Genomic DNA, 23,124 nt, shown 5'->3' on the forward strand with positions numbered 1-23,124 from the left:
ATGCATTTACATAAGTATGAAAAAATTTGGCTTACATTCGGTTTTGCAGCACTCATCATTTTCCTTTCGGTTGTGGGGGTCAGTGCGTTTCATCAGGGTCACACTCCGGCAGGTGGTCTTCAAAAAGTGGATCCGGATAACCTGGAATCTACTCCTCCTTTTGATAAGCCCGGTGTGCATGAAAAGGAAGACGGAAGTTATGAGGTAGCAGTAGTCGCTGAGGCTTTCGGGTACACTCCTGGAGAAATTCAGGTGCCTGCCGGAGAAAAAGTGACGTTCAAAGTGACGAGTAAAGACGTAACTCACAGTTTTTCCATTGTAGATACCAATGTAAATATGATGGTAGTACCCGGTCAGGTGAATGAGAAGACTCACGTGTTTCGTGACCCGGGCAAATATTTGATTGTGTGTAACGAGTATTGTGGCTCAGGCCATCATTTTATGAGCATGGAAATTGAGGTGGTGGACCAGTGACAGCAGTATCCATTCCGAATCCGGAAAGAAAATTAGCCCTTACGAATTTAGGTATAGCCTATACAGCTTTTATTATTGGTACCCTGTGTGGTTTGCTGCAGGTATTCATACGGAACGACGCCCTGCAGTTACCTGTCTGGCTGGATTACTATCAGATTTTAACGGCTCATGGTGTGCTTCTGGCTCTCATATTTACTACATTTTTTATCTTTGGTTTTTTCCAGTCCGGCATGAGCAGAACCTTAGGGGCTTTCGGGCCGAAAGTTGTGTTTTGGAACTGGGTCGGTCTGATTATTACCACAACGGGTACAGTGATGGCTACAGTAATGATTGTAAGCGGAGAGGCCTCTGTTCTTTATACTTTTTATGCCCCGATGATGGCTAATGGCTTTTTCTATGTAGGACTGGCGCTGTTCGTCGTCGGTACCTGGGTGCAAAGCTTTGCTTTAGCGGGTCACTACTTAGTGTGGCGCAAAGCGAATAAGGGAGAAAAAAGTCCGCTTTTTGCTTATATGACAGTCGCTACCATTATCCTGTGGATCATTGCCTGTCTCGGAGTAGTCGCTACTGTCCTGTTCCAGTTTATCCCATGGGCGTTCGGCTGGAAAGAAGGTATTAACGTAGAGTTGAGCCGCTCATTATTCTGGTATTTTGGCCATCCGCTCGTTTATTTCTGGCTTCTTCCGGCTTACATCGGATGGTATGTCATTGTGCCGAAAATCATTGGTGGAAAAGTCTTCAGTGATTCTCTGGCCAGACTATCGTTTATCTTATTCATACTGTTTTCTATACCGGTAGGATTTCACCACCAGTTGACGGAACCGGGAATCGCCAGCTTTTGGAAGTTTCTGCAGACGGTACTCACGTTCATGGTAATAGTGCCTTCTCTTATGACGGCCTTCTCCATGTTTGCAGTATTTGAAACGAGAGGGCGTGAACTCGGAGGGAAGGGGTTATTCGGATGGTTCCGTAAACTCCCGTGGAAAGATGTAAGATTCACATCCATTTTTATTGCAATGCTGTTTTTTATCCCCGGAGGAGCCGGAGGAATTATTAACGCAAGTTTTCAGATGAATGAAGTGATTCACAATACTCTCTGGGTGGTCGGCCATTTCCACATTACGGTCGGTACCCCTGTAGCCATGACATTTTTCGGAATAACGTTCTGGCTCATTCCTTTTCTGACGAAACGCGTGTTTACAAAGGCTCTTCAGCGTCTTGCGCTGATTCAGATCATTACCTGGTCGATCGGCATGGTTTTGATGAGTACGGCTCAGCATGTGCTCGGGTTGTTTGGTGCTCCCCGTCGTACAGCTTATACGGGGTATCAGCATGAGGATGCACTTGCCTGGTTTGAAGGAATCATTTCCAATCACGTGACGATGGCGGTAGGGGGGTCCATCCTCTTTCTTTCAGCCTCCCTGCTCATTTTTATAGTTGTTCAGCTGGCCTGGTTCGCTCCCATGGCTGAAAGTGCCACGCAGGAGACATTTCCTATAGCAGAAAGTGATGCGAGGGAGACACCGGGGATCCTTGAGAACTGGACAGTGTGGATAGGTGTAGCTCTTGTTCTGATTGCTGTAGCTTATACTATTCCCGTTGCAGATATGATTCAGCATGCACCCCCTGATTCCGACGGCTTCAGGACCTGGTAGGAAAGGAGAAAAAATATGTCTTTTGCATTTGCTTTTACGTTATCGATGGTTATCATGCTGACGATAGTACTTGGCATAGTAGTGGAATTGGCGGAAGAGTAAGACGACACATTTTGCGCAGTTTCTGTAAGTCGTCGTAAATAAATCAGTAAGGGAACCGCAATAAAATTGAAGAGACACAGCAGATCGGAAGGTTAGAGTTCGATCTGCTGTGTCTCTTAATGTTATCTATTACCTGTTTTATTCACGTTCCTTCATTTATGGCTTATAAGGAAATGTAATATGGGAGATCATCGTGTCCCATTGCTCTTACATAGACGAATAACTGCCCTTTGTGATGAATTTCATGGTGCATGCCGGTTTCCAGTACCTTTTCGGCCGGAAGTTTCTCTCCCAGCATATCGCTGACATCAATAGTCTTGTCAAAATCTTCCTCGCTCATGGAAGCAATCAGTTTTTCTGTTTCCTGTGTGTAAGTGGAAGCTTTCGATTTAAGTTCCGTATTATCATCGTCGTCGAAAAGCTTGGCAGGAGACTGATTGTTAGCGAGACGGGCGAACGTGTAAGTCGCCTCCAAAATGTGGTTTGCGAGTTTACCCACCGGCATGGATGTATCCGTAGGCGCGAAATCCAGTTTCTTCTCGTCTATCAAAGCTATCAGATCGTTCGTCACCTTACGATGGGCACGAAACGTAGCAAGAAAATCTTCTTTTCTGTTACTCACTGTAATTCCTCCTATAGTCATTTTCATTGAGATTCTTCCTGTTTCTCTTATCGTGTAAACCTTTTATTCAATATTAAAGCGCCTTCAATTGTGACGATTTCCTTAAAATAGCATGTTTCGATACACTTTAGGGAGGAAATGATGTAAAATAATGTTGTGCGAAACTTAACGGAGGTTTTACAATGATTACTAAAATTAAAAATGCTTTTATTAATAACAAAACGAAATTCGGCACGTATGCTGCAGTGATTGCACTGTTCTGGCTGAAGATGTATGTGATCCAGCGGTTCGTGTTCAATCTTCCGGTGGAGAATACGAATGAAGCTTTTATTCTCGCCTTTAACCCGCTGAGCAGTATTCTTCTTATCTTTGGGATCGGATTGCTTATTGCAGGAAGAAAAGGGATGCTGGTTTCGTACATCCTCGGTTCTGCGCTTTTGTACATTAACGTACTGTTTTACAGAGAATACAACGATTTTATCACTCTACCGATGATTGAGCAGGTAGCCAACCTTGCCGGCATGGGAGGAAGCATTCAGGAAATTCTTTCTTTCGGGGATATTTTCCTCTTTGTAGATGTATTAATCGCCGCGTTCCTTCTTTTCTATCTAAGAAAAGATCGTTTCGTCTCTTTTATGCCGAAACGCTGGGAAGGGTTCGCTTTTGCAGTAGTAGCTATTCCTGTATTTATGATTAATTTAGCGTGGGCAGAAACAGAGCGTACGGATCTTCTGGAACGTACTTTTGACAGGAACATGCTTGTGCAGTACATCGGCCTGCTGAACTATCATGCTTATGATATAACGCTGCAGGGGCGTACGGAGATGAAGCGGACTTTCGCGGACAGCAACGAACTGGTTCCTGTGATCAACTATCTGAACGAACAGAACGTGGAAGACAGTGATAAGCTTGAAGGGGTGGCCGAAGGGAAAAACGTCATTTTAATTTCTCTTGAGAGTACGCAGACGTTTGCTATTGATAATACTGTCAACGGCCAGGAAATAACTCCTTACTTCAACCAGATGAAAGAAGAGGGGATTTACTTCAATAACTTCTACCATCAGGTGAAACAGGGACGTACGTCGGACTCCGAGTTTTTACTCGATAACTCTCTTTATCCGTTGAACAGGGGAGCGGTGTTCTTCACTCATTCCGGTAACGAATATGAAGCGACTCCGGAAATTTTGAGTGAAAATGGATACGCGACGTCGACGATGCACGCTAACGATAAAACGTTCTGGAACCGTAATGTGATGTATGACTCTCTTGGATACGACAAATATTATTCGAAGGAAGACTACAATGTAACGGAAGAGAAATCCCATGGATGGGGCTATCTGGACGAATATTTCTTCCAGGATTCGCTCGATAAGATGAAAGATATGGACAAACCATTCTATACGAAAATGATTACTCTTACGAACCACTATCCGTTTACGCTTCCTGAAGAACTTAAGTATATTGAAGCGGGAGACACCTCCAGCAAAACATTGAACAACTACTTCCAGACGATGCGTTATCAGGATGAGGCACTTAAACAGTTCGTGGAAGAATTTAAGCAGTCGGATCTTTACGACAATACGGTACTGATGATTTACGGAGACCACTTCGGTATTTCCGAAAACCACCAGAAGGCAATGGGTCAGTATCTTGATAAAGATATAGGGCCATTCGAGCAATTCCAGCTTCAGCGCGTTCCGTTCCTGATCTACGGGAAGGACATTCCGGCCATGAACAAGGAAACAGTAGGAGGTCAGATTGATATGAGACCGACGATTATGAATCTCCTTGGAATGGAAGAGGAAGAAGACAATCCGATCCAGTTCGGTACGGATCTGTTGAATGAGAATCGTAAAGAATTCGTGGCAGACCGTGATGGCAACTTCGCGAATGAGGAATACGTAGGAATCGAAGGCACGTGTTACGATCGGGAGACCGGTGAGAAAGTAACGGCCGGCCAGGCCTGCGAAGAAGGTTTCGAAAAAGCGCGGGAAGAGCTCAGTATGTCGGACTCCGTCATTTACGGAGATCTGCTCCGCTATCTCGACGAAAGTCGACTGGTGGAAGAAAACGGCCAGTCTTCGGAATAAACGTTAAACCCCCTGCAGCAGCCAGCTGCAGGGGGTTTTTCGTATAGCTGTCAGATTCCGAAAATATCCAGCCATATTTTGATAGCCGTGCCAAGTATGAGAACAGCAAGCATTCCCTGGAGGATAGTGGTGTTCATCTTCTTGCCTGCTTTGGCTCCGAGTGGAGCAGCAATAAGACTGGCAACAATCATAATACCGGCAGCGAGATAGTCCACCTGACCCGTCGAAATTTTTCCGATAGTGGAACCGATGGAAGATATGAGAGTGATCGCGAGCGACGAAGCGATCGTCATTTTTGTCGGTATCTTCATGACGGTAAGCATGATAGGCACAAGCAGGAAAGCTCCTGCGGCTCCGACAATACCTGCACCGATTCCGACGACAAGAGCGAGTACGGAGGCGAGCGGTTTGTTAAATGTAACTGTACTGAAATCCTGGTCGTCCAGACCTTTTTTCGGAATGAACATCATTACGGCTGCAATGAGAGCAAGGATACCGTATACGAAATTGATGCCTTCTTCCGGAAGAAGGCGGGAGCCGAAACCTCCGATCAGACTTCCAATCAGTACGGAAACTCCCATGTAGAGGATCAGCTCTTTGTGCAGGTAATTCCCTTTCCGGTAGGCCCATACACCGCCGATAGTGGCAAAGAAGACCTGGACGGCACTGATACCCGAGACTTCGTGAGCGGTAAAAGCGGTAAATCCTACAAGGGTAGGGATGTATAAAAGCATAGGGTATTTGATGATCGATCCGCCGATTCCGAGCATGCCGGAAATATAAGAGCCCGCGAACCCGATCAGGAATATTGTAATGATCAAACCGATTTCCATATAAGTTTCCTCCTTTACAAATGGAGAAGGGGACCTTTGAATAAAGGCCCCCTCCCAATCAGGTGATGCAGAGGAGAGTTACTCCCCTTTTTTAATCCAGAACTTGAGGACTTCGGAGCTTTCGTCCGTTTCCAGAAGCTCGTGGCCAGAGGATTTAGTCCATGCACTCAGGTCGCTTTTGGCTCCCTGGTCCGTAGCATGTACCTCAAGTACTTCTCCAGTTTCGATATCCTTGATGGCTTTTTTCGTTTTTACGATCGGCATTGGGCAGGCCAGTCCTGTTGCATCGAGTGTTTTTGTTACGTTCATGTTAAACATCCTCCTTGAATAATATAATGAAAGTTTGTTCTTGCTTCTGCTGCTGTCCGCTTTTAACGGACGGCGCAGCGGTTTGGACCGATTTCCATTTCGCGTTTTCTTTCACTGTCCGGTGCAACCTGTCCCATATTCGTTTCGCGGATTTCCTGATAGGCATTCGGTTGCGGTGGCAGATTTTCCGTGACAGTCTTTCTGAACTCGGCTTCATCTTCAATGTTCAACCCGTGGTTCTCTTTGTAAAGAACCGAGAGTTTTTCCTGAACAGAACCATCGTCGTTCAATTCATCTGTAGCCGTGTAGTGGGCCGGAAGAACGATGAGGTTGTCAGAGAGTTCCCTGTATCTTTCGTAAAGGGTGGTACGGAGATCCTGTACCCAGTCTTCCGCTTTCCCGGCAAGATCCGGACGTCCGATAGAGGCAATGAACAGGATATCCCCTGTCAGTAAATACTGCCCGTCGATGACGAAAGAAGTGGAGCCTATGGTGTGCCCCGGGGAATATAGCGCCTGGATATCAATGTCTGTTTCTCCTACCCTGATGGTATTCCCGTCTTCCAGAGGTTTATAATCGAACGTTACTCCTTCTGCGTCTTTCGGAGGCAGCCAGTACGTACCGCCTGACTCTTCGGCAAGAGCACGACCTCCGGAAATGTGATCAGCGTGCAGGTGGGTGTCCATCGTATGGTTGATGGTAACTCCTTTTTCTTTGGCGAAATCCGTATAAATATCAGTCATGCGGTTGGCATCGATCACCGCAGCTTCTTCTCCTGAAAGAACCATATAGGAAAGGCATCCTTTACCGAGACGAACGAACTGATACAGTTCACCGCCATTCGCCAGGTCGCTTATTTTCACGGGTGCCAGGTGTTCACTCCATGCTTTCATACCGCCTTCAAGATAGGACACTTCCAGACCTTCATCAGCAAGCATTTCTCCTACCATAACCGAAGACCCCTCTTTGGCACACACGACAAGGATGTTCTTATCTTTTGGGAGATCGTCCATGATTTCCTCAACCCCGTCGATCAGGTCGAAGTAGGGAACGTTCATATATTCGAAGTTTCCCCCTTCTACTTTCCAGTCTTCGAACGCATCTTCGTTCCTTACGTCCAGAATAAACAATTCTTCTTTATTTACTGCTTTCCTTGCCAGTTCAGATGGTTTCATTGGTTGTAGTGACAATTACATAACCCCCTGTGGTTTATTTCTGTATTATATCTTCAGGATTTTTCCGTCTCTTTTGACCATTCACTCATACCCGGAACTACGTTGTATACTTTGTCATAGCCGTTTTCCGTGAGCTTCTGCGCCGCCATATCACTGCGGTTACCTGTACGGCACACGACATATATTTCTTTAGAGGAATCGATCTCGTTCATACGCTCGTCAAGCTCCCCGAGAGGAATGGAGACAGCTCCCGGGATGTGGCCGAAAGCATATTCTGCTGATTCTCTCACATCCACAACCACTGCATCGTCGTTACGATTTTCAAGTTCTTCGTTTCCTACTGTATTCGGATGGGTTTTTTCCGGTTTCTCCTCATCCGCTTTGCGGACGTAGTGGTAAAGTACACCGTCCGTTTCGTTGGTGCCGAGGTACTGGTGTCCCGATTTATTTGCCCAGGCTTTAAGGTCGGTTGTAGATCCCTGATCTGTAGCCTGTACTTCAAGCACCTGACCTGCCTCGAGATCTTTCATCGTTTTTTTCGTTTTGACGATCGGCATAGGGCACGCAAGCCCTTTTGCGTCTAATTGCATATCAGTTGTAATACTCATAATGATGACCTCCTGTTTTTATTCAGTCTTACCGTCGTAATTCATCATGCCGCCTTCCATATTGGTGACGTCGTACCCCTGGTTTTCAAGGAAACGCGCGGCCTGGGAACTTCTCCCTCCGGAAAGGCATACGGTAACGTAAGCTTCTTTTTTATTCAGTTCATTCATCCGGTATTCCAATACCCCGAGAGGGATGTGAATAGCTCCGGGTATTTTTCCTTCGGCTACTTCGTCCGCTTCCCGGACATCTATAACATTTAAATCGCTATACTGCGTTTCTACTTCATGTGCCTGGATTGTTTTCATAACAATACCTCCTAATTGTTTAGATAAACAGGTTGATAGCTCCGTCTTCACCTTCACCGATATAAGCAGCAACGCCGCCGTACTCGATATCGTCGAGAAGTTCTTCTTTTCTGAGACCTAAAAGATCCATCGTCATGGTGCAGGCAATCAAATTGATATCCTGTTCCTGAGCCATTTCTATCAAGTCTTCGACGGGCATGGCATTGTGCTTCTTCATAACGTCCTTGATCATTTTCTGACCGAAACCGCCGAAGTTCATTTTGGAGATGCCCATTCGTTTGGCGCCGCGCGGCATCATACGACCGAACATTTTTTCAAGTCTTGATTTGTTCTCAATAAGCATCTTGTCGTCCTTACGGAGGGCGTTCAGTCCCCAGAACGTGTGGAAAATGGTTACATCGTGATCGTAGGCTGCAGCACCGTTTGCGATGATGTAGGCAGCCATTGCCTTATCGTAATCTCCACTGAATAGAATAATGTTGGTTTTTTTGTTTTCGGATGACATGATTATTTCCTCCTTATACCTACAGGGGTATTATTTTATTGAAAAAAATTATCTGCTTTTCACCAGAAGCTGCACTGCTTCGTTGATTGCAACTTCCTGATCTTCCTCGTTTTCTTCCTCTCTGACGCACGCTACAAGATTGGAACTTACGAGTACGCCGATGGAACGGTCGATAGCACTGCGGGAGGCTGAGAGCTGGGTGATAACGTCCTTGCAATCTTTTCCTTCTTCCATCATCTTCAGTACACCCCGAAGCTGACCTTCCAGACGTTTTATTCTGTTTATTTCTTTGTTGCTGTATTCCATCTGTCTTCCCTCCCTTAGCGAGACTGATGCTTATTATATACCTACGGGGGTATATTGTCAACGAAAAAAATTTGCTGTTGAATGTAAGGTGATTTCTTTTAATCAACTAAGTGCATCTTATACCCCTATAGGTATTTTGTCAACAAGATATGCTTATTTTATTTGAGATCTCCGGAGAAAAAGAAAAACCCCCTTCAGAAGGGAGGTTTTAAGCTGCGTTATCGATGCAGACTTTCAGACGTTCTTCAATATCGGCCGCTACATCTTTAATTTCTTTATCACCGATCATTTCCATAAGGGACGTAGGTTTCGGCATACCGATTTTAATCTGCCCCTGATCGTTGTATACGACCATTTTACATGGGAGAAAGTAGCCTGCGAGGAGATCTTTTTCGAGGATGTGTTTGGCTTCTTTCGGGTTACATACTTCAAGTATCCGGTAATCCGTATCGAAGTCGAGACCTTTTCCCTGAAGCGTCTCTTTCACATCGAAGTTCCATAGTACGCCGAACTGCGCTTCCTGAAGGCTTGCCTGAAGACTTTCTACTGCTTCTTCGAGGTTTTTATCCGTTTCTACTGTATAGTGGAACATGTCGTTTCACTCCTTTTTGTAGTATTTCTCAAATAAGTGTACCCTCGCAGGTATATAAATAAACACGTGAAGTTCATTCATTATTCACAAAAGGAAAAGAGTATTATGGTATAAAGGAGAGGGAGGGAGATTATGTTTGTGCCTCCATATTTAATTATAAGATTGACTGCTTTACTGGTAAGCGCAGGTGTGTTCCGGTTTGCACGGACAGGTATGGAGGGAAAAAAAGAGGTCTTTTCAAAGGGAACGACCCTGCTGACTACGTTTTTCCTCGTGTTTTTCAGCAGTAAACTGGTTACCACCTTTCCTATGGTACTTGATTACCCGGTGACGGTATTGAGTTATCCGAGCGGTACGCTTGAGTTCTACATAGCGTCGGTCGCCGCGGCTATTCATGCTTTCCGGCTGAAGTTGAGCAAGGACGAACTGTACGGAATGACTGTTCTTCTTTCGGGTTCGTTTTTCTTCTACTATATTGGAAGTATAATAATTATGGAAGATAACGTATTACATGAACTCGTTATATGGTTTATTATCTATGCGGGAAGTCTTTTATGGAAGAATTACTGGTCAGCCCTGTTTGGAAGTGTGATGCTTGCTGCGGGTGCTGTCAGTCTGATCGTCCCGGTACTTGACGTTATGGGAGTGCCGGTGGACGCCGGGTATTATTTTGTAATCGCTGCCGGCGTGTTCATTATGGACAGGGGGGTATTTAAATGGAAGCGGACGTAACGTTTTGGCTGGCTTTCGGGGCAGGCGTTTTATCTTTTCTTTCGCCGTGCACGCTGCCGATTTTTCCGGCCTATTTATCATATATTACAGGTATGAGTGTGAAAGATATACAGGATCAGAACAATCCTCAAATAAGAAAAAAAGTCCTTCTGCATTCGGTTTTCTTCCTGATCGGAGTGGCAACGGTTTTCCTGAGCCTCGGGTTCGGGGCATCGCTTGCCGGACAATGGATGCAGGGAGTGCTGACCGGGGATTCCGGAGTTTTCCTGCAGCGGATCGCCGGCGTTTTCATTATCGTGATGGGGCTGTTTGTAGCAGGATGGATCAATTTCTCCTGGCTGATGCGGGAAAAACGGTTCTCTGTAAAGCCTAAGAGAACCCTGGGGTATACCGGTTCTGTTTTTACAGGTCTCGGATTTGCAGCCGGATGGACGCCGTGTATCGGCCCGATTTTCGGTTCGATTCTCGTACTTGCAGCCAGTAACCCCACGCAGGGGATGGTTTACAGCGTATTTTACGTACTCGGTTTCGCTTTGCCGTTTCTGATTTTCTCATTCTTCGTTGGTTCTGCAAGAGCGGTAGTGCGCTACAGCCAGATATTCATGAAAGTGGGAGGCAGCCTCATGGTTGTGATGGGGATAATGCTATATACGGGTCAGCTCACGAGAATATCCAATATGCTTCTCCGTATGGTGCAGGACACCTGGCTTTCTAACCTGGGTACAATTATATTCAGGGGGATATTGTAGTGAAGAAATGGATTGTAATTGCAGTCGTTGTAGTATTGTTCGGATGGGCTCTTTACGACCTTCTATATGAACCGGAAGAGACGGCGACACAGGAAAGTGGAGATACAGTGATGACAGCCGAAGGACCGGATGGCCAGAACGATTCTTCAAGTTTCGAAAAAGGGGAACCGGCTCCTGACTTTACGCTTCCGACATTAAGTGGAAAAGAGGTGAGTCTCTCCGACTATCGGGGAACCCCGGTAATTGTGAACTTCTGGGGCACGTGGTGCCCGCCGTGTCGTGCAGAAATGCCGGATATGGAAGAAGTGTACAGCTCCAGGGATGATTTTGAAATACTTGCGGTGAACCTTACGGAAACAGAAGCGACAAGAAATGATGTAAGCCAGTTTGCGGGAGAGTTCGACCTTTCATTTCCTGTATTACTTGATCGCAATTCGGACGTGATGGCTAAATACGAAGTAGGGCCTGTACCGACTTCCGTGTTTATAGATAAGGAAGGGAAAGTCCAGTCTGTGATTCTCGGAGGTATGAACAAAGATTTGATGGAACAGAGGCTCGAAGAAATGAAATAGGTTTAATGATTTTCCGGAACGGATATACCTCTAATATACCCCGTACGGTAGTTAAAAATAACAATAGGAGGTCAATTTCTATGTTACTGAAACATTTTTATGATGATAATCTGGCGCAGGCGTCTTATCTCGTCGGTTGTCAGGCAACCGGTGAGGCAGTAGTCATCGACCCTGCACGCGAGATTGAACCTTATATCAAAGAAGCGAACGAAAACGGTTTGACAATCAACGGTGCCCTTGAAACTCACATCCACGCGGATTTCGTTTCCGGAGGCCGTGAAATGGCAGAGCGTCTCGGAGCTGTACTGTACGTCTCCGATGAAGGAGATGACGACTGGAAGTACGAAAATATCGACCACCTTCCCCATCAGCTTCTGAAAGACGGAGACGAAGTGAAAGTGGGAAACGTCACGATAGGCGTTCTTCATACTCCGGGCCACACACCGGAGAGTCTGTCGTTCACTCTGAAAGACGGAGGAACGGATAACGCCATGGGCGTCTTCACCGGTGATTTCCTCTTTGTCGGCGACGTCGGCCGTCCGGATCTTCTGGATAAAGCTGCAGGGGCTGAAGGTACTGCAGAAAAAGGCGGACAGCAGATGTTTGAATCTCTTCAGAAGTTCAGTGAACTTCCGGGTTACCTTCAAATCTGGCCCGGTCACGGAGCAGGCAGTGCCTGCGGTAAGTCTCTCGGTGCCGTGCCACAGTCCACCCTCGGTTATGAAAAGAAAGAAAACTGGGTGTTCAGTCATGCGGACGCCGATGAATTCGTTAAAGAACTGACGGATGGACAGCCGGCGCCTCCGGTATATTTCGCCGAAATGAAGAAGGTGAACAAATCCGGAGCGGAAATCGTACGCGACCTTAATGATCCGAAACGTATCGATAACCCGAAAGAACTTGAAGAAGCGATCGATAACGGTGTCCAGGTTCTTGATACCCGTGACTCCGCCCGTTTTGCGAAGAATCACGTGAAAGGGACATTTAATATCCCGATTAATAAATCCTTCGCCAACTGGGCCGGATGGCTCGTGGATTACGACCGGGATCTTTATATCCTTACCGATGAGAAAGATCACCACGAAGTTCTGACAGCCCTCCGCTCGATCGGAATCGACAATGTCACCCATTATATGGATGCTACTCAGGCAGTCACTATGAGTGACCGTACGGAGCACTATCACAACGTAACTCCGGAAGAGTCGGTATCGATGATCGAGAATGGAGAAGCGAAAGTGCTCGACGTCCGTTCCGAGGAAGAATATGAAGAAGCGCACATTGAAGGTGCCGCTCACATTTATCTCGGAGAATTACCGGATAAGATCGATGAAGTGCCGGCAGACCGGCCGCTCGTTGTTCAGTGCGGCTCCGGCGTGCGCTCGGCTATCGCTGCAAGTGTTCTCCAGGCGAACGGCATCACCGATATCCGTAATATGGATGGGGGTTTCGGTCTATGGAAGAAACAGGTCAATAAACTGATTGAAGCATAATACTGCAAAAAGTCCCCGGACCGGGGACTTTTTTTTGGTCGCCTGGTAGAAGCTCCGTTCCGGTGGACGAAGGGGTGTGTATGTATTAGAATATAGTCGTAGAGAGGACGTGAATAACAATGGAAGATAATATAAGATTGATTGCTCTGGATATGGACGGAACGCTTTTGAAAAATGAGTTCGAAATATCCGAGGAAAATAAAAGAGCTATAGAGCGGGCGAAAGACGCAGGAATCCACGTTATCGTGAGTACCGGGCGTCCGATAGGTCACTGTCGCAGCCTGGTCCGGTCGCTCGGGGATTCCGAGTACATCGTTACTGTCAACGGCGGGGAAATATACGACGGAGATTTTAATCTGGTGACACGTGAAGTACTCGGCATGGAAGAAGTGAAGCGGCTGTGGGAAATACAGAAAGAACACGGCGTACGTCTCTGGACTTCCACGGTGGAAGGAGCTTTTGACTCCGATTATAAATTTGAGAAACCGATCGAAGAGTATGAATGGCTGAAAATCGGTCTGGAAGTGCCGGATGAAGACGTCCGGGACGTCATTCTTAAAGAAGTGACGGCCAACCCTGCGCTTGAAGTGACGAATTCGAGTCCTGTAAATATAGAAATCAACCCGGCCGGAGTGAGTAAGGCGGCTGCTCTTCATAAAATCAGCGGATTACTCGGTTTCTCCCTGAACGAAGTGATGGCAGTGGGAGACAGTCTGAATGACCTTGCCATGATTAAAGAAGCGGGGATCGGTGTAGCGATGGGGAACGCTCAGGAAGAAGTGAAACAGGAAGCGGATCTGGTTACGGAAACGAACGTGGAGAACGGAGTGGCCAGCGTTATAAACCGTGTGGTAGATGCAAAAGCGGGAGTTTAATACTCCTGCTTTTTTTTTGAAGGAAAATGTAACTTACCTGTCGAATAGATACTATATGAAAGAAATCTGAATTTTTAGATAAGGGGTGGAGAGATGGGACCGACACTAAAGTCGATGTTCGATCAGACAGCAGCTAAATTTCCCGAAAGAGAAGGACTGGTGGATGAACGTATCAATGTAAGGTGGACGTATGGAGAATGGAAGGAAGAAGTGAACAGATTTGCCCATACACTGCAGGATAACGGTATATCAAAAGGGGATGTAGTATCCACTGTTCTTTTTAACACGTCGGAGTTTATGACTGTTTTATTTGCCTGTGCCAGGCTGGGCGCGGTGTTTAATCCGATTAACTTCAGACTGACAGAAAAGGAGATCGCATTTATTCTGGCGGATGCAGAACCGAAAGTGGTTCTGTATGAACGGGCGACGAGTCCTCAGGTTGATCCCGTTCAGGCAGATATGACAGATGTTCAATTCTGGTCCATTGATGAGAAAGACGGGAAAGGGGAGTATCTCTACAGCAAACTCTCTTCCGACGTGACGAATGTGGAAACGGAGCTCGACGAAGACGACACGTATGCAATCATGTACACATCGGGCACGACAGGGAAACCGAAAGGCGTACTTCATACGCACAGGGATATGGTGGATCAGGCGATGGCTATGGCTTTGACCATGCGTCTCACTGCAGCCGATAAAGGCCTGTCCATCGGTCCTATGTTTCACTGTGCCGAACTTCACTGTGCGATTTTCCCGAGAATTCTTGTAGGTGCCGGGAATGCGATTCTGCATCACTACGACCCGAAAGAAACGATAAGGCTGGTGAGGGAAGAAGGAATCACCACGATGTTCGGGGCTCCGACTATGTGGCACATGATGATTCAGGAGGAATTTACGAAAGAGGATATAACTACGCTGCGTCAGGGCCTCTACGGCGGAGCACCCATGCCCCCGTCCCTTACGAGAGAGTTGTATGACGTGCTCGGTATCGGTCTTGTACAGGCTTATGGGATGACGGAAATGGGTCCTGCCATTACGGTACAGATGGAGGATGAACAGATAAAGAAAGCCGGTTCGGCCGGTAAACCCCTGGTGAATCAGGAAATCCGTATCATCAGATCGGAAGATGAGGAGAGCGGGACCCCCGACGACATATGCGCCCCCGGCGAACTTGGTGAAATCATCGTGCGCGGGCCGAGTATGATGAAAGGATATTATAAACGACCGGAAGCGACAGAGAAGTCGATACGGGACGGATGGTATTACTCCGGAGATGTAGGGATGATGGACGAGGAAGGCTACCTCTGGGTCCGGGACCGGGTGAAAGATATGATCATTTCCGGAGGAGAGAATATCTATTCCCGGGAAGTGGAAGATGCTCTGAGCGACCACCCGGCTGTCGAAGATGCTGCCGTAGTAGGGGAGCCGGATGCGAAATGGGGAGAACAGGTCGTAGCTTTTATCGTGAAAAAAGAGGAGGTTTCCGCTCAGGAAATCGATGAATTTCTTTTGTCGGGGAATAGGCTTTCCCGGTACAAGCGGCCGAAACGGTACGAGTTTGTTGAAGAGCTGCCGAGAAATGCCAGTGGAAAACTTCAGAAATTCAAATTACGGGAAGAAGCTGTCAAAACGAAATAAGTCGATGCTACAGAACCTGGTGCGGGGAAATTATTCTTTCTGCACCAGATTTTCTAGTCAGAATAGGCGTAATGTTTTTTGTTTTCCTTCTTTTTCCTTATAATTGAGAAAAAGAGACGGAAAAGAGGCGGATTATGAATAAAAGACGCTGGATACTCAGTATAGTAACGTTAACCCTGCTGGCGGGGGGATGGTTTTTATACCAGACGTTCACAGCTAATGAATATGAAGAAGTGCTTGCGACGGAACAGTCGGAACTGCAGGGAGACCTTGAAGGAATGGAGCAGGCGACGTTTGCCGGCGGCTGCTTCTGGTGTATGGAGCCTCCCTTCGAATCAAAACCCGGCGTGATCCGTGCGGTGTCGGGGTACACGGGTGGAGAAACGGAAAATCCTACTTATGAAGAAGTTTCGGGTAAAGAAACAGAGCACCAGGAAGCCGTTCAAATAACGTACGATCCGGACCAGATCAGCTACGAAGATCTTCTGCAGATTTTCTGGCGCCAAATAAACCCGACAGATGACGAAGGGCAGTTCGTGGACAGGGGAGAGCCTTATTTATCGGCGATTTTTTATCACGACGAAGCACAGCGTCAGGCTGCTGAGTCTTCTCTGATGGAAATGGAAGACTCCGGGAGATTCGATGGTGATATCGTGACTTCCGTCGAAGAATACGACACGTTTTATAAAGCAGAAGAATACCATCAGGACTACTACAAGAAAAACCCGGGCCGTTATGAGCATTACAGAGATAACTCAGGGCGTGATGATTATCTGAAGCAGACGTGGGGAGAGGACCGTGAATATGAAATAAGTAAACCCTCTCCGTTTGCGGTGGAAGATAAAGCATCAGCTGTTTCCGAACTGAGCAGTATACAGTATAAAGTGACTCAGGAAGACGGGACGGAGCCTGCGTACGACAACAAATATCATGACAATGAGAGAGACGGTATATACGTGGACATCGTTTCGGGAGAGCCGCTGTTCAGTTCCAGGGACCAGTACGATTCCGGAACAGGATGGCCGAGTTTCACGAAGCCTCTGGAACTCGCGAATATCACCTATGAAGAAGACACAGGGGTTTTCGGTACAAATGTGGAAGTCCGCAGTAAACAGGCGGATTCCCATCTGGGCCACGTCTTCCAGGACGGTCCTGAGCCACACGGCCTCAGATACTGCATGAATTCGGCGGCTATGAAGTTCATACCGGCCGATGAGCTGCCTGGAACAGAGTATGAAGAATATGCAGACGACTTCAAGTAAGAGAGAGACCGTTTCATTACAGACCAAAGACAGGTCATGAAAATCACTTTATACATTCCACCTGAAGAGCGGGGAGAGCACCTCCTGCTCTTCTTTTTGTTATAATGAGGGGAAATCAATGAAGGAGGTTTTTGTTATGCGACTGGGAATTATCGGAACGAATTTTATAACTGACAAGTTGCTGGAGGCAGCGGCACATCTGGAGGAAGTGCAGACGGCGGCCGTATATTCACGTACGCAGGAGAAAGCGGATGAATTTGCCGGGAAACACGGAATCTCCCTTACATATACTGATCTGGAAGCTTTTGCTGCCAGTGACGAAATTGATGCTGTATACATAGCGAGCCCCAATGCCCTGCATTACAGCCAGGCGGTCCTTTGTATGAGGAACGGGAAACACGTGTTGTGCGAGAAGCCTCTGGCTTCCAATTACCGGGAAGCTGCAGAAATGTTCCGTATAGCCGAGGAAGAAGGGGTTGTTCTTCTGGAGGCGATAAAATCGCTGTTTATGCCAGGATTTGAGGAAATCAGGGAAAATCTTCATAAAATCGGGAAAGTACGACGTTATGTCGGGAATTACTGCAAATTCTCCTCCCGCTATGAAGCCTACAGAAAAGGGGAAGTATTGAATGCTTTCAAGAGAGAATTATCAAACGGGGCGCTGATGGACCTCGGTGTATATGGAATTTATCCAATGGTTACGCTATTCGGAACGCCTTCTTCCACCAGGGCGACAGGTGTCCTTCTGGAGACAGGCGTAGACGGTGAAGGCACGGCATTTTTTCAATACGATGATATGGAAGGGGTCGTCTCTTTCTCTAAAATCCACAATTCTTACGCCCCCTCGGAGATTCAGGGGGAGGAAGGTTCTATAGTGATACCCGACATCTCCACACCTGAGGGGATGACGATCAGGTACAGAGACGGGTCCGTTGAAGAACTGCCGGGTACTTTGTCGAAACCTTCGATGTATGGAGAACTGAAAGCTTTTACGAATATGGTCCAGGAAGGGAACTTGTCTGAATCTTCCGCAGCTGCGCCGGAGCACTCCCTGGAAACGGCCTGCCTGATGGAAGAGGTGAGAAAACAGATAGGAGTCGTATTCCCGGCTGATGCGTGACAGAAATGAGTGGGATATATGAGATTATTACTGCAGTATGTATCTATCTATAAACGGGCGGCTCTGATTGCGATTGCCCTTATGTTCGTAGAGCTGACAGTCGAGCTGTTTCAGCCGTTGATCATGGGTAAAATCATAGACGAAGGGATTTTGCAGGAAGATTACCGGACCGTACTTGTTTGGGGGACGGTCCTCATCGTTCTTTCTCTCCTGGCTTTCTCGGCAGGAATCATCAACTCCTTTTTCGCCGGAAAAGCGAGTCAGGGGACAGGGTATGATCTTCGCAGAGATATATTCAACAAAGTCCAGAAATTCACCGGAGAGAACTTCGATCGGTATTCGACTCCCGATCTTGTGACGAGAATCACGACGGACGTCGTACAGATACAAAACTTTCTTTTTCTGTTTACGAGAATCGGGTTAAGAGCCCCATTATTCATCATTTTTTCATTAGTGATGGCTTTTACGGTACATAGAGGGATGGCTCTCATTCTTCTGCTTGCTGCTCCGGTGCTCGTTGTATTTATGGTGGTCGTCAGTCTGAAAGGGGTGAAGCTGTTTCGCTTCGTGCAGAACAAGCTGGACGGGGTGAACAGAATTATCCGGGAGAACCTGACGGCGATTCGGCTGATCAAAGGGTTCAATCGCACCTCCTATGAAGAAAGCCGTTTCCACGATATCAACACTTCACTCCGGCACACGAATAAACAGGCGCTGTGGCTGATGGAGTTCGCGATGCCGGCCCTTATGCTTATGATGAATACAGTCATACTTATCGTATTGTGGTTCGGGGGCGAGGCCATCTTAGCCGGTACTGCGGAACCGGGAGAACTGGTCGCTATCGTCAATTATGCTACCAGAATGCTCGTAAACTTCTCTATGTTCACGTTTCTGATCATGGTTTTCTCGAGAAGTCAGGCATCTTCCGGCCGTATAGCCTGGGTGCTGACAGAGGGTACTCCCGCCTATCTGGAGGAAACGGATAATTTCAAAACGGAACTCGAAGGAAATATAGAATTCCGTAACGTTTCCGTCCGGCGCGCCGGAGATCCGGTGCTCCATAATATATCCTTTCATATCGATGCCGGGGAGATGATAGGAATCCTCGGGGAAACGGGGTCGGGGAAATCGACGCTTTTGCAACTGATACCCCGACTGCTTGAAAAAGAGGAAGGAACTATCCTTTTTGAAAATGAAGAAGTGGAAAACATCGATATCCACCATCTCAGACACCGGGTCAGTATGGTACCGCAGGAGGTCCACCTCTTCTCCGGAACAATCGGGGAAAACATCCGCTTCGGGAAACCGGAGGCTGCCGAAGAGGAAATTGAGAAGGCGGCACGGCAAGCCCGTATTGATGAATTCATTAAGACGCTGCCCGAAGAGTATGATACGAAAATCGGTCAGAAAGGCGTGAATTTTTCCGGAGGACAGAAACAGCGGCTCTCTATCGCCCGGGCACTCGTCCGTAATCCTGCGATTCTTATTCTGGACGACAGTACAAGTGCGCTGGACGCGAACACGGAAGAAGAACTCCTCGACACGCTGCAGTCGGAAAAGCGTACGGTACTTATGACCGCCCAGAAGATCAGTTCGCTTAAACGGGCGGATCGTATTTTCGTTATGCAGGAAGGGCGACTGATCGGGGAAGGGAGTCACGAACGACTGCTGAAAGATAACGATTATTACAGGAGCGTCTATGAGTCACAGAGAGAGGAGGGGAGCTGATGGCTGAAAGGAAACATCCGCACAGTGCTTCTTTTTCGGCACGACCGAAAGTGGATGATATGAAAACGACGGTCGGGCGGGTCTGGTCGTATATGATGAAAGAAAAAAGAAGGTTCTACTTCGTCCTCTTTGCGATTCTCATCAGTTCCGCCCTGTCTCTTGCCGGGCCTTATCTGCTCGGAGTGGTCATCGATACTATAATCGGGGCTTCCGACAAAGGAAGAGTATTTACGCTTCTGCTGCTGCTCGGCACTGTTTATATTTTTCAGTCCGTATTCATGTGGATACAGAGCTACTCGATGATCCAGCTTTCCCAGAATACGGTTTATCGCATGCGGGAACACTTATTCAACCATCTCCAGCATCTTCCCGTTTCCTTTTTTCAAAAATATCAGCAGGGAGAGCTGATGAGCCGTCTTACCAATGATATGGAAAACGTGAGTCGTACACTGAACTCGGCTGTCATCCAGCTTGTGACGAGTGCTCTCACCATTTCGGGGACGCTGATCATTATGTTCGTGCTCAGTCCACTGCTCACGCTGCTGACACTGACAGTCGTCCCTCTTATGTACTACGGGATGAAGTGGATTACGAAGCGGACAGGGCCGTATTTCAAAGCCCAGCAGAAGGACCTCGGCGAAGTCAATGGCTACGCCGAGGAGATGTTTTCCGGCCAGCCGGTCATCGCCCTGTTTTCCAAAGAGGCGGACGTGGAGGAGGACTTTGCCGGAAGGAACCGTGCCCTTTATGAATCGGGTTACTGGGCTCAGGTGTACACCGGATTCATTCCGAAACTGATGAATATGCTTAATAACCTGAGCTTCGCCATCATTGTCGGCGGGGGAGCGGTGCTTGCTCTGAACGGGTTCGTGACGGTCGGTCTGATTGTTACGTTTACGACGTACTCAAGACAGTTCACTCGGCCTCTGAATGATCTCGCCAACCAATTCAATATGATCCTTTCTGCTGTTGCAGGGGCTGAAAGAGTGTTCAGCATCATCGATGAGGATGAGGAAAGGATCGATGAAAAGGGGGCGAAGACGGTGGATTTCATAAACGGAGAAGTGGAATTTGAACGCGTCCATTTTTATTACGATGAAGATGAAAAAGCACTGGATGATGTATCGTTTCACGTGAAACCGGGCGATACCGTAGCATTAGTGGGACCGACAGGAGCCGGCAAAACGACGGTAGTCTCATTATTGTCAAGGTTTTATGATGCGACGGAAGGCCTCGTACTCGTGGACGGCGAGGACATGCGCTCCCTGAAGAGGGAGACGCTCAGAGAACATATGGGTCTCGTGCTGCAGGATGCGATTCTGTTTCACACGACCATCCGTGAAAACATCCGGTACGGGCGACTGGAAGCGACGGACGAGGAAGTGGAAGAAGCTGCAAAAGCAGCCAGAGCCGACGGTTTCATCCGCAATTTCCCGGACGGATACGAGACGATGCTCGATTCCGAAGGGAAAGGGGTGAGCCAGGGGCAGCGCCAGTTGTTATCGATTGCCCGCGCTATACTGAAAAATCCTTCCCTGTTTATTCTTGATGAAGCCACGAGCAGTGTCGATACGGTGACGGAAACGAAAATAAACGAAGCATTGCAGACGCTCATGGAAGGGCGCACCAGTTTCGTAATCGCTCACAGACTCAATACGATCCGTAATGCCGATCTTATTCTCGTTATGGAAGAAGGACGTATTGCTGAACGAGGCAGTCACGATGAACTGGTATCTTTCGGCGGGAAGTATGCGGATCTTGTAACTAAACAGGCCACTTCCTGAATAGTTTTCGGAATTTTCGTCCTGTTCTCCTTTTGATGTGATACCATTAACAAAGGAAAACTTCAGAAATACTTGTCTTTTCTGAAAAAAGGGGTCGAAGTTAATTGAAACAAAATAGGGAAGTTTATGACGTCATAGGGGTCGGCATCGGTCCTTTCAACTTAAGTCTAGCCGCTCTCCTTGATACACAGGAGACGAAGGCGCTGTTTTTTGAGCAAAAACCTGAGTTTGCCTGGCATCCGGGTATGCTGATTGAAGGGACGAAACTTCAGGTTCCTTTTCTTGCGGACCTTGTAACGATGGCGGATCCGACGAACCCGCACAGTTTTTTGAATTATATCAGCCAGCAGGGACGGATGTATCAGTTCTATATTTTACAGCGTCTTGATATTCCGCGGAGAGAATATAACGACTATTGTAAATGGGCCTCCGAACGGATCGGGAGTTGCCGGTTCGGGAAACAGGTTACGGCTGTCCATCGTCTGCAGGACGGGCGCCACCAGGTGGATGTGCAGGATGCAAGCACCGGGGAAGTTGAAACTTTTTATACGAAACACGTAGTGCTCGGAACCGGAAGTACGCCCGCTCTCCCGGAGGCGTTCCAGAACATGCCACGGCAGGATGTATTCCATACAGCCGACTTCGAAATGCAGCGGCAGACGTGCCGGGAAGCGGAAAGTGTGACGGTCGTCGGATCGGGACAAAGCGCCGCGGAGGCTTTCCGGGAGCTGCTGAAAGAACAGAGGACGTGCGGTTTCCGCCTGGACTGGATCACCCGTTCTCCGGGTTTTGCCTCTATGGAAGAATCGAAGCTGAATCTTGAGCACTTTTCGCCCGACTATATTGACTATTTCTATCCCCTTCCGCAGGAGAAGAAAGATGAGATTTTTGCCTCGCAGGGACTGTACTACAAAGGGATCAGCGAACATACTATTACGGATATATATAACCTTATGTATGAATATACAGTAGGCAGGGAAAAGATCGATGTTTCCCTGCTGCCTTTGACGAAGGTGACAGGTATAGAGCGGAAGGAAGGCCGGTATGAACTGAGCTGCCATCATTATCAGAAAGAAGAAGGTTATTCACACCGGACCGATAAAGTGATCGTCGCGACAGGATACCAGCCGAACGTCCCTTCTTTTATAAAAGAGCTTTCGGACGTAATTGAGTTTGATGATTACGGCCGTTACAAAGTAACGAAGGACTACAGACTGGTGAACAAAGGAGAAAATGCTTATAACATTTTTGCCAACAGCTGTATTGCCCATACTCACGGCGTCGGGTCCACCAACCTCGGTCTCGCCGTCTTCCGCAGTAAAGTGATCGTCAACCAGCTGCTTGGTAAAGAGGTGTACCCGGTGCAGGACTCCTATGTGTTCCAGTCCTTCGAGTAAAGCTGTGAAAACCTGAATAGCAACCACTGAACCGGACGTCGATGTCCGGTTTTTTGTTGTATAAAGAAGTGGCGGTAGAGTTGTAATGGTTTTGATACGTGTATATTTTTTCTCTTCCCTTCGGACAGGAAGAACCGGGTGGAAAGAAAGGTGAAATTTACACAAAAGGGAGCTCATTCTCCTTTTTTTAAGCCGTTCTC

23 protein-coding genes are annotated in these 23,124 nt (G+C 47.4%); 14 read left to right on the forward strand and 9 right to left on the reverse strand.

What is annotated here, in order from left to right:
- The gene (locus AAV35_RS01455; protein WP_008589195.1) at positions 1-474 is read left to right on the forward strand and encodes a cytochrome c oxidase subunit II; all 474 of its coding nucleotides are present in this window, start codon (positions 1-3) and stop codon (positions 472-474) included.
- Positions 471-2,129, forward strand: a complete 1,659-nt coding sequence (locus AAV35_RS01460) for a b(o/a)3-type cytochrome-c oxidase subunit 1 (RefSeq protein WP_008589197.1) — start codon at positions 471-473, stop codon at positions 2,127-2,129. The genes AAV35_RS01455 and AAV35_RS01460 overlap by 4 nt, the downstream gene beginning before the upstream one ends.
- 265 nt (positions 2,130-2,394) lie before the next feature.
- Here the strand turns inward: AAV35_RS01460 and AAV35_RS01465 are convergent, their stop codons facing one another.
- Positions 2,395-2,853 carry a DinB family protein gene (locus AAV35_RS01465; RefSeq protein WP_237757024.1) on the reverse strand — a complete coding sequence of 153 codons (459 nt, stop codon included), beginning with the start codon at positions 2,851-2,853 and terminating at the stop codon, positions 2,395-2,397.
- A 182-nt stretch (positions 2,854-3,035) separates the two neighbouring features.
- Here AAV35_RS01465 and AAV35_RS01470 point away from each other — a divergent pair, with 182 nt between their 5' ends.
- Positions 3,036-4,943 carry an LTA synthase family protein gene (locus tag AAV35_RS01470; protein ID WP_008589201.1) on the forward strand — a complete coding sequence of 636 codons (1,908 nt, stop codon included), beginning with the start codon at positions 3,036-3,038 and terminating at the stop codon, positions 4,941-4,943.
- Between the two features lie 50 nt (positions 4,944-4,993).
- On the opposite strand, the gene AAV35_RS01475 is transcribed toward AAV35_RS01470, so the two are convergent.
- The 8 genes from AAV35_RS01475 to AAV35_RS01510 form a co-directional block, all read right to left on the reverse strand.
- A complete protein-coding gene (locus AAV35_RS01475; RefSeq protein WP_008589203.1) occupies positions 4,994-5,776 on the reverse strand; it encodes a sulfite exporter TauE/SafE family protein in 783 nt (260 codons plus the stop codon).
- A 78-nt stretch (positions 5,777-5,854) separates the two neighbouring features.
- Positions 5,855-6,085, reverse strand: a complete 231-nt coding sequence (locus tag AAV35_RS01480) for a sulfurtransferase TusA family protein (protein ID WP_008589205.1) — start codon at positions 6,083-6,085, stop codon at positions 5,855-5,857.
- 62 nt (positions 6,086-6,147) lie between these two features.
- The gene (locus AAV35_RS01485; RefSeq protein ID WP_420329554.1) at positions 6,148-7,260 is read right to left on the reverse strand and encodes an MBL fold metallo-hydrolase; all 1,113 of its coding nucleotides are present in this window, start codon (positions 7,258-7,260) and stop codon (positions 6,148-6,150) included.
- Between the two features lie 53 nt (positions 7,261-7,313).
- Complete coding sequence (locus tag AAV35_RS01490) at positions 7,314-7,868, reverse strand: sulfurtransferase TusA family protein (RefSeq protein ID WP_008589209.1); 555 nt, start codon at positions 7,866-7,868, stop codon at positions 7,314-7,316.
- 18 nt (positions 7,869-7,886) lie between these two features.
- A complete protein-coding gene (locus AAV35_RS01495) occupies positions 7,887-8,174 on the reverse strand; it encodes a rhodanese-like domain-containing protein (RefSeq protein WP_008589211.1) in 288 nt (95 codons plus the stop codon).
- A 19-nt stretch (positions 8,175-8,193) separates the two neighbouring features.
- A complete protein-coding gene (locus AAV35_RS01500; RefSeq protein WP_008589213.1) occupies positions 8,194-8,679 on the reverse strand; it encodes a DsrE/DsrF/DrsH-like family protein in 486 nt (161 codons plus the stop codon).
- A 48-nt stretch (positions 8,680-8,727) separates the two neighbouring features.
- A complete protein-coding gene (locus AAV35_RS01505; protein ID WP_008589216.1) occupies positions 8,728-8,985 on the reverse strand; it encodes a metal-sensitive transcriptional regulator in 258 nt (85 codons plus the stop codon).
- A 208-nt stretch (positions 8,986-9,193) separates the two neighbouring features.
- Complete coding sequence (locus AAV35_RS01510) at positions 9,194-9,577, reverse strand: DUF302 domain-containing protein (protein ID WP_008589218.1); 384 nt, start codon at positions 9,575-9,577, stop codon at positions 9,194-9,196.
- A gap of 132 nt (positions 9,578-9,709) precedes the next feature.
- Here AAV35_RS01510 and AAV35_RS01515 point away from each other — a divergent pair, with 132 nt between their 5' ends.
- The 11 genes from AAV35_RS01515 (at position 9,710) to AAV35_RS01565 (ending at position 22,924) form a co-directional block, all read left to right on the forward strand.
- Positions 9,710-10,309 (forward strand): hypothetical protein, encoded by a 600-nt coding sequence (locus tag AAV35_RS01515; RefSeq protein ID WP_008589219.1) that lies wholly within the window; start codon positions 9,710-9,712, stop codon positions 10,307-10,309.
- A complete protein-coding gene (locus AAV35_RS01520; RefSeq protein WP_008589221.1) occupies positions 10,294-11,058 on the forward strand; it encodes a cytochrome c biogenesis CcdA family protein in 765 nt (254 codons plus the stop codon). Before AAV35_RS01515 ends, AAV35_RS01520 begins: the two co-directional genes overlap by 16 nt.
- Positions 11,058-11,630 carry a redoxin domain-containing protein gene (locus tag AAV35_RS01525; RefSeq protein ID WP_008589223.1) on the forward strand — a complete coding sequence of 191 codons (573 nt, stop codon included), beginning with the start codon at positions 11,058-11,060 and terminating at the stop codon, positions 11,628-11,630. The genes AAV35_RS01520 and AAV35_RS01525 overlap by 1 nt, the downstream gene beginning before the upstream one ends.
- Positions 11,631-11,710: 80 nt before the next feature.
- Complete coding sequence (locus tag AAV35_RS01530) at positions 11,711-13,120, forward strand: MBL fold metallo-hydrolase (RefSeq protein WP_008589225.1); 1,410 nt, start codon at positions 11,711-11,713, stop codon at positions 13,118-13,120.
- Positions 13,121-13,239: 119 nt separating this feature from the next.
- Positions 13,240-13,995, forward strand: coding sequence for a Cof-type HAD-IIB family hydrolase (locus tag AAV35_RS01535; protein ID WP_008589227.1), 756 nt, complete (start codon positions 13,240-13,242; stop codon positions 13,993-13,995).
- Positions 13,996-14,088: 93 nt separating this feature from the next.
- Complete coding sequence (locus AAV35_RS01540; protein WP_008589229.1) at positions 14,089-15,633, forward strand: fatty acid--CoA ligase; 1,545 nt, start codon at positions 14,089-14,091, stop codon at positions 15,631-15,633.
- Positions 15,634-15,767: 134 nt separating this feature from the next.
- Positions 15,768-16,895 (forward strand): peptide-methionine (S)-S-oxide reductase MsrA, encoded by a 1,128-nt coding sequence (gene msrA, locus AAV35_RS01545; protein WP_008589232.1) that lies wholly within the window; start codon positions 15,768-15,770, stop codon positions 16,893-16,895.
- Between the two features lie 136 nt (positions 16,896-17,031).
- The gene (locus AAV35_RS01550) at positions 17,032-18,015 is read left to right on the forward strand and encodes a Gfo/Idh/MocA family protein (protein ID WP_008589234.1); all 984 of its coding nucleotides are present in this window, start codon (positions 17,032-17,034) and stop codon (positions 18,013-18,015) included.
- 18 nt (positions 18,016-18,033) lie between these two features.
- On the forward strand, positions 18,034-19,743 hold the full coding sequence (locus AAV35_RS01555) for an ABC transporter ATP-binding protein (RefSeq protein ID WP_008589236.1): 1,710 nt from the start codon (positions 18,034-18,036) through the stop codon (positions 19,741-19,743).
- On the forward strand, positions 19,743-21,527 hold the full coding sequence (locus AAV35_RS01560; protein WP_008589238.1) for an ABC transporter ATP-binding protein: 1,785 nt from the start codon (positions 19,743-19,745) through the stop codon (positions 21,525-21,527). The genes AAV35_RS01555 and AAV35_RS01560 overlap by 1 nt, the downstream gene beginning before the upstream one ends.
- A gap of 104 nt (positions 21,528-21,631) precedes the next feature.
- Positions 21,632-22,924, forward strand: coding sequence for a lysine N(6)-hydroxylase/L-ornithine N(5)-oxygenase family protein (locus tag AAV35_RS01565; RefSeq protein WP_008589240.1), 1,293 nt, complete (start codon positions 21,632-21,634; stop codon positions 22,922-22,924).
- Positions 22,925-23,124 lie beyond the last annotated feature (200 nt).

Origin of the sequence: Salimicrobium jeotgali (assembly GCF_001685435.2) — a bacterium.
In the GTDB taxonomy this organism is placed as follows: domain Bacteria; phylum Bacillota; class Bacilli; order Bacillales; family Halobacillaceae; genus Salimicrobium; species Salimicrobium album.

Bases quoted from the DNA above. Each gene is read 5' to 3' on its own strand.
- AAV35_RS01455 (WP_008589195.1), top strand. From the start codon at position 1: ATGCATTTACATAAGTATGAAAAAATTTGGCTTACATTCGGTTTTGCA.
- AAV35_RS01470 (WP_008589201.1), top strand. From the start codon at position 3,036: ATGATTACTAAAATTAAAAATGCTTTTATTAATAACAAAACGAAATTC.
- AAV35_RS01475 (WP_008589203.1), bottom strand. From the start codon at position 5,776: ATGGAAATCGGTTTGATCATTACAATATTCCTGATCGGGTTCGCGGGC.
- AAV35_RS01480 (WP_008589205.1), bottom strand. From the start codon at position 6,085: ATGAACGTAACAAAAACACTCGATGCAACAGGACTGGCCTGCCCAATG.
- AAV35_RS01485 (WP_420329554.1), bottom strand. From the start codon at position 7,260: ATGAAACCATCTGAACTGGCAAGGAAAGCAGTAAATAAAGAAGAATTG.
- AAV35_RS01490 (WP_008589209.1), bottom strand. From the start codon at position 7,868: ATGAGTATTACAACTGATATGCAATTAGACGCAAAAGGGCTTGCGTGC.
- AAV35_RS01495 (WP_008589211.1), bottom strand. From the start codon at position 8,174: ATGAAAACAATCCAGGCACATGAAGTAGAAACGCAGTATAGCGATTTA.
- AAV35_RS01500 (WP_008589213.1), bottom strand. From the start codon at position 8,679: ATGTCATCCGAAAACAAAAAAACCAACATTATTCTATTCAGTGGAGAT.
- AAV35_RS01505 (WP_008589216.1), bottom strand. From the start codon at position 8,985: ATGGAATACAGCAACAAAGAAATAAACAGAATAAAACGTCTGGAAGGT.
- AAV35_RS01510 (WP_008589218.1), bottom strand. From the start codon at position 9,577: ATGTTCCACTATACAGTAGAAACGGATAAAAACCTCGAAGAAGCAGTA.
- AAV35_RS01515 (WP_008589219.1), top strand. From the start codon at position 9,710: ATGTTTGTGCCTCCATATTTAATTATAAGATTGACTGCTTTACTGGTA.
- AAV35_RS01520 (WP_008589221.1), top strand. From the start codon at position 10,294: ATGGAAGCGGACGTAACGTTTTGGCTGGCTTTCGGGGCAGGCGTTTTA.
- AAV35_RS01530 (WP_008589225.1), top strand. From the start codon at position 11,711: ATGTTACTGAAACATTTTTATGATGATAATCTGGCGCAGGCGTCTTAT.
- AAV35_RS01535 (WP_008589227.1), top strand. From the start codon at position 13,240: ATGGAAGATAATATAAGATTGATTGCTCTGGATATGGACGGAACGCTT.
- AAV35_RS01540 (WP_008589229.1), top strand. From the start codon at position 14,089: ATGGGACCGACACTAAAGTCGATGTTCGATCAGACAGCAGCTAAATTT.
- msrA (WP_008589232.1), top strand. From the start codon at position 15,768: ATGAATAAAAGACGCTGGATACTCAGTATAGTAACGTTAACCCTGCTG.
- AAV35_RS01550 (WP_008589234.1), top strand. From the start codon at position 17,032: ATGCGACTGGGAATTATCGGAACGAATTTTATAACTGACAAGTTGCTG.
- AAV35_RS01555 (WP_008589236.1), top strand. From the start codon at position 18,034: ATGAGATTATTACTGCAGTATGTATCTATCTATAAACGGGCGGCTCTG.
- AAV35_RS01560 (WP_008589238.1), top strand. From the start codon at position 19,743: ATGGCTGAAAGGAAACATCCGCACAGTGCTTCTTTTTCGGCACGACCG.